We start from the raw sequence: 4,559 nt of genomic DNA, 5'->3' as shown, positions 1-4,559 counted from the left end.
TCGTCACTGTGAGAACTTACGTAAGTTTGTACATCGCTATCCATCTGACACCTCCGTCGTTACGGGCGTCATCTCGGACAGCAGACCACCTCAGGCAACGAGGGTACTGGGCGGTCGCTTACCCTGCGCCAGCAGTTTTGCCGCGGCGATCCGCGCCTCGTGGATGTCGCTTTGCCAAAGCCCCGCCGCCAGTGCCAGCCGCGCCTCGGGCGCGAATGCCGCCCGCCATGCCCTGGCCAGCTCGTCGATCTCGTGGGAGGGAACGCCCAGATAGACCCGCTCCGCCCTGTGATGGGCGGCCATTCCGGCGGCCTTGTCCGGAACGGCGCGGGCCGTCAGTTTGGCAAGGGCGATTTCGGGTGTCATGCCGCGTCTCTGGCTCCTGTGCGTGGCCCGGTCAAGGCGACACTGCGCGTCCTGTGCCCGCTATCCCGATGGCGACGGGGCGGCCCGCTGTCCTGGACGGGGTGAACCAAACCCGTGTTTGGGACTCGTCGCACGACAAGCGCGTTCGAAAAAGAAAAACCCCGCCAAACCTTTCGGTTGGCGGGGTCATCGGCGTCCAGAACCCTGGGTCGAGCGTTACTCCCTGTTGCCCAGGAATTGAAGCAATTATCTCTGATCGGAAGTGTAAAGTGTGTGTATCAGTCAATGAAATATGGCTGTTGGAGGCTGCTAGACCGGGACAGTGTAAACTCTTGTTTTGAGCGGATGTGTAAACCTACCGCGGGAAAACATGGCGAATACAAAGGCTTGGTTCTTTTGGTGCGGGCCGCTTCACTTGCTGAGGTCGATCAGCGACGTTTCATCGCCCTAGCCGGTTTGCGTCGACGAGCGCCCAGACGTGAAGGCTAGATCACCTCCCTCAACGCGGATAGCGCATCCAGGATCTCATGGTTCGACCTCGGTCGTTCAGGGTCCAGAATATACACGTCGCGCCTGGATTGAAGCTCGACGTCATGCCCAAGCCTCCCGAGGAGATCGCAGGCAAGTGATCGCAAAGCCCGCCGGCGCGGCGTGTCGTTATCGACGCCATGGACAACGATGAACGCGAACCCCTTCGACGCATAGTGGCACTGTCCGGTCAGCCAAAGGTCCGGTAAGTCTTCGTTCTCCGTCCTGAGATAAGCTTCAATCCATCCGAGATGATGTGAGCGAAGATCGGAATTACTCATTTCGTTTAGCTCCGCTCGGAGGGCGAGGCGTGTGGAACGGCACAGTAGCTTGGCGAACGTTTCCGGTGCAACCGAGAAAGATTCTCCTTCGGTTCCGTCAGGCAGTATGGTTGAAAGAGAATGACAACGTCGCAGCGCCTGCCTCGACATCAACCCGATTCAGGTAGTACCAATGGTCTGGCAAACTCCCCAAAAGCGCATCGGCTTGGCTGATTGGGATCGACGCAACAGCCAAGCACGTCTCAAAGTGAGTGAGATCCGCGTTGGTCAATGCTGGGCAAATCTCGGTCGCATTCAGCTCATCCGGATCGGCAGCATCATGCCTGTAGAAGAATTTCTGTGCGGGTAGGTACAGGTTCTCCATCGGAACCGCTTCCCAGGTCCCACGTACTTTCAATACTGCCACCGGACCGCGCATCACGACCCGCCCCGCCTCCACCATCACCACCTTTGTGAATGTTCGCGACCATTCTCTGTCAACCGTCCAGCGAGATTTCATGCCGAGAAGATTGTACATCCGTCCTTCACTCTCGTCCTGACGCGTGAGTATACAAACGTGAAAGATCTTCGGATCACACCAGAGGCGATCCATGCGCTTTCTCGCATCCGTAAGAGACGGTTCGCAGAAGTCGTCTACATCGGGGGCAACAAGGTCGGAGCCCCATGAGAGCGCTTGTACCAAGTAGTTCATTTTCGCAGTAGTTCCTCTTCACATCGAGTAGAAGGTCTTGAAGTGTGGACAGCAAGGTCAGAAACCAGATCGCAAAGACCTTCGGATCGGCAGTCGACGACCTCGTGGTCGAACTGTACTCGGAAACTCAGGGTGGTAGTACCGTACAAGAACCCGAAATCACATCACGACTTTGCCAGCGGCTAGAAGATCGTTTGGACGGCACGCAAGTTGGTGACTACAGAATGAGTATCACCGCCCAGTCGTTGCCCGACCGAGGACATCGGTCGTTGGAGAAAATTACTGGCGCTGATTTGTATGTTGCAATTTCTGTAGAAGGAGAGGGCGGTTTTGATAAAGGCCTCTTTGTTCAGGCGAAATATGACCGAAACGGCAACGTTGAGGAACTGCGCGATGCATGTAGTCGTATGACCAAGATCGCCTCTGGGCAGGGATCATACGTCTGGGTCTACACTCCGACAGGTGTGAAGGTCGTGAGTGCAGAACAGGTACTCCGTTCAAACGGTAGGCTTCCACTCCAAGGACACACAAGGACCATGTCTGGGCACGCTCGACGAATACTTGATTGCAATGCAGGCACAAGAAGTTGGGGTGTGCAGCCATTGCCTCGTGCTGAGCGGCGCAGCATAATCGCCGGCCAGCTAAGGAACCTACGCACACCACAGGCTTTGGACATCGTCATTGAGCACGATGGCTAGCGGCGACAACTTTACGTGCTTAAGACGACGGCAATAAGTTCGAAGAAACGAGTCGTTGTTAACCAAGCGCGTGCCCGCACAATTCAATGAATCTGGTATGAAGCTCCGATCGGCTCATCTGACGTTCCTCGGCCAAGTGTTCTGCCCCTCTTGACCTTCAATGTACACGATGCCAACCGGTCAGTTTTATTCGCCGCGGCAGACATGATGCCTCCTCTTCCACCTGCTCCTTTTTTACCAGCCGAATCCGATAGAAGCCCTCAAGGGTGTTCTTGCTAATTTCGAATGCGTCACCCTCTTTGGCATTCGCGCGTCGAAAGTAGTCGGTCAGTGGAGTTATCCTGTATTCGTTGCGAGTGCCTTTTGGGTCGTGCAGCTTGTTGTTGTAGTAGATGAACGTGAGACTATGGCGCTCTCCATGTTCGTCAAGGCACTCAAGCAACACCCTCGGGTTCTTGACTGTGGCGTCCAATTTGGGGAGCATTTCAAAGAGCTCACGGTTCGTTTTCGGGGTGGTAACGCCACTCTGATGACCGCCGGTAGCGCCGACATCGTTTGCCGTAAGTGTTTTTCGGAAGGTCAGTGTGCTCATCGTGTTCGCGGCTCCAGTGCAAGTGCTCTCCGAATATCCTCGGTTTCTCTCGTGGATATAGGAATGATTTCAGCACCAAGGGACTTTTTCCATTCGGATCGATCAATCATTACGCGTTCAATTGTGTCCTCGTAGAAGAGGCGATAGATGGTCACCGGTTGCGTCTGTCCGCGCCGATGGGCGCGAGCGCTTGCCTGAGCCTCAAGTGCCGGATTCCAGAGCGGTGTGAAGTGGATCACTATCGTGGCTGCGGTAATGTTCAGGCCTGCACCCGCAGCTTTCGGGTTCAAGACAAGACATGCCGCCGCCTCTTCCTTGCTGAACTCGTCAACGATCTTTTGCCGGTTCTCCTGCGGAGTGGATCCGTTGATCGCACCCCAGAACGCTTTGGGCAGATCGGGTCCGGCCTGCCTGATGAGGTCTCCCACCTTGTTGAAGGCTGAGAAGACTATGACTTTGTGTCCGTTGGCGAAGGCCTCGCGCAGCAGGGCCAGCGCGCGCTCCATCTTTGGGGTCATTAGCGGCAGGCTCCTTGACGGAAAGATCACTGCGTCGTCGCCTTCCGGATCATCGGCGCTGTCTTGGCGGAGCCAGGGATGAGCGCACAGCAACTGCAGCTGCAGGGTCGCAACCAACGCCCCGGCAGTTGGATACTTCTTCAACGTTTCTTCGCGCACGGACCGATAATGATCGGCCAGCACATCATCCAGTTCGATCGGCAGGTCGATGTCTATCCGATCCGGGAGGTCAGCTGCGACGTCGGCAACTTTTCGTTGCAGGACTATGGGGTCAGTTATCGAACTCAGGGATCTCGCAGCTTCGACGGTATCGGGATAGTCTCTTTCAAAATTCGTTCGGGTTCCGAGAAGGCCCGGCACAGCAAAATCCACAAGGGACCATAGATCCAGAAGAGAGTTTTCGACTGGCGTTCCAGTCATCGGAATCGTTCGCTTCCTCGGGAGTGTCCCGATTGCATGCCGTCGGTTTGAATCAGGGTTCTTGATGGCCTGAGCTTCGTCGCAGACGACGAGGGACCATTCCACGGCGGAGAAGATTGCGATGGCAGAACGGACAGATCGAGATCGTCGAAGGTCGCGGTCATGCCCGGATCATAGCCTGCACAGACCGGACCTGCCTCCCAGATCCGGCGCTTGATTCACTCCGCCGCAGCCGGCCGCCGCGCCTCCAGCGCCTTGACCTTGCGCCAGTCCAGCCCGGAAAACAGCGCCTCGAACTGCGCGTGGTTCAATGTCATCGCGCCGTCCTGGATGGTCGGCCAGGTGAAGGTCGTGTCCTCCAGCCGCTTGTAGGCCATCACCAGCCCGGTCCCGTCCCAGAACAGGATCTTCAGCCGGTCCGCCCGTTTGGGACGGAACACGAAGACCGTGCCGGTGAACGGATCC

General features: G+C 56.6%; 6 protein-coding genes. 1 reads left to right on the top strand and 5 read right to left on the bottom strand.

Annotation, left to right across the window (positions count from 1 at the left end; all coding sequences use genetic code 11):
- Positions 1-90: 90 nt before the first annotated feature.
- Together NHN26_RS17200 and NHN26_RS17195 are read right to left on the bottom strand one after the other, a co-directional pair.
- The gene (locus tag NHN26_RS17200; RefSeq protein WP_253090528.1) at positions 91-366 is read right to left on the bottom strand and encodes a DNA alkylation repair protein; all 276 of its coding nucleotides are present in this window, start codon (positions 364-366) and stop codon (positions 91-93) included.
- A gap of 906 nt (positions 367-1,272) precedes the next feature.
- Positions 1,273-1,866, bottom strand: a complete 594-nt coding sequence (locus NHN26_RS17195) for a hypothetical protein (RefSeq protein WP_253090527.1) — start codon at positions 1,864-1,866, stop codon at positions 1,273-1,275.
- 44 nt (positions 1,867-1,910) lie between these two features.
- Here NHN26_RS17195 and NHN26_RS17190 point away from each other — a divergent pair, with 44 nt between their 5' ends.
- The gene (locus NHN26_RS17190) at positions 1,911-2,564 is read left to right on the top strand and encodes a hypothetical protein (RefSeq protein ID WP_253090526.1); all 654 of its coding nucleotides are present in this window, start codon (positions 1,911-1,913) and stop codon (positions 2,562-2,564) included.
- Positions 2,565-2,721: 157 nt separating this feature from the next.
- Here the strand turns inward: NHN26_RS17190 and NHN26_RS17185 are convergent, their stop codons facing one another.
- The 3 genes from NHN26_RS17185 to tnpB form a co-directional block, all read right to left on the bottom strand.
- Positions 2,722-3,156 carry an EcoRII N-terminal effector-binding domain-containing protein gene (locus NHN26_RS17185; protein ID WP_253090525.1) on the bottom strand — a complete coding sequence of 145 codons (435 nt, stop codon included), beginning with the start codon at positions 3,154-3,156 and terminating at the stop codon, positions 2,722-2,724.
- The gene (locus tag NHN26_RS17670; protein WP_435594222.1) at positions 3,153-4,211 is read right to left on the bottom strand and encodes a DEAD/DEAH box helicase; all 1,059 of its coding nucleotides are present in this window, start codon (positions 4,209-4,211) and stop codon (positions 3,153-3,155) included. The genes NHN26_RS17185 and NHN26_RS17670 overlap by 4 nt, the downstream gene beginning before the upstream one ends.
- Positions 4,212-4,312: 101 nt before the next feature.
- Positions 4,313-4,559: IS66 family insertion sequence element accessory protein TnpB (gene tnpB / locus NHN26_RS17175; protein WP_253090523.1), on the bottom strand; the 247-nt coding region annotated here is incomplete at its 5' end.

The sequence above is a fragment of the Rhodovulum tesquicola genome, from assembly GCF_024128855.1.
Classification (GTDB): domain Bacteria; phylum Pseudomonadota; class Alphaproteobacteria; order Rhodobacterales; family Rhodobacteraceae; genus Rhodovulum; species Rhodovulum tesquicola.
This window is presented reverse-complemented; position numbering and strand designations above follow the sequence as displayed.